We start from the raw sequence: 494 nt of genomic DNA, 5'->3' as shown, positions 1-494 counted from the left end.
AAATCGCAATAAAAAAACACATACATTTACGTGTGTCAACTGCTCTTATCAATCGAATGACGACCGCATCGGGGCAATGAATCTGTATCGAAAAGGAATGGCATACATTTCAGATACAGTTACGGTTGAGGTATAGCCTTTTCCGTAGGGGCGAAGTCAACCGTCCTCATATACCACCACGCTAAGATAGGAGGTCTGTAAGACCGTTTGCACTATTGGGTAGGTATAAGTGTAAAGGTTGCTTGCGAAGTAAGTAACCCGCCTTTTTAGGTGACACAAGCCCCCACTTCAAAACGCTTTAGCGTTTAAGCGGGGGTAGTTGACTAGTTAACGGTTGTATGTGGTCACTATTTGTTATCCAATGAAGGTAAGCGTCAAATAGCACCCACCTGTTTTCCAGGGGGTGCTATTGTTATGCTATCTATGTAGTTCGTTTAGGCACGTGACAGTTGGTCGGAATTGCATCTGACCAAGGCATCAACGCATCTAACACT

1 pseudogene is annotated in these 494 nt (G+C 44.1%); it reads left to right on the top strand.

Features of this window, described 5'->3' with window-relative positions:
• Window positions 1–136, top strand: a pseudogene (locus DDE80_RS15510) (RNA-guided endonuclease InsQ/TnpB family protein); the annotation flags it as partial.
• Window positions 137–494: the final 358 nt, after the last annotated feature.

Source organism: Metalysinibacillus jejuensis, from assembly GCF_003057615.1.
Taxonomy (GTDB): Bacteria; Bacillota; Bacilli; order Bacillales_A; family Planococcaceae; genus Metalysinibacillus; species Metalysinibacillus jejuensis.
The sequence above is the reverse complement of the archived record's forward strand: the minus strand, read 5'-3'. Positions and strand labels throughout refer to the sequence as shown.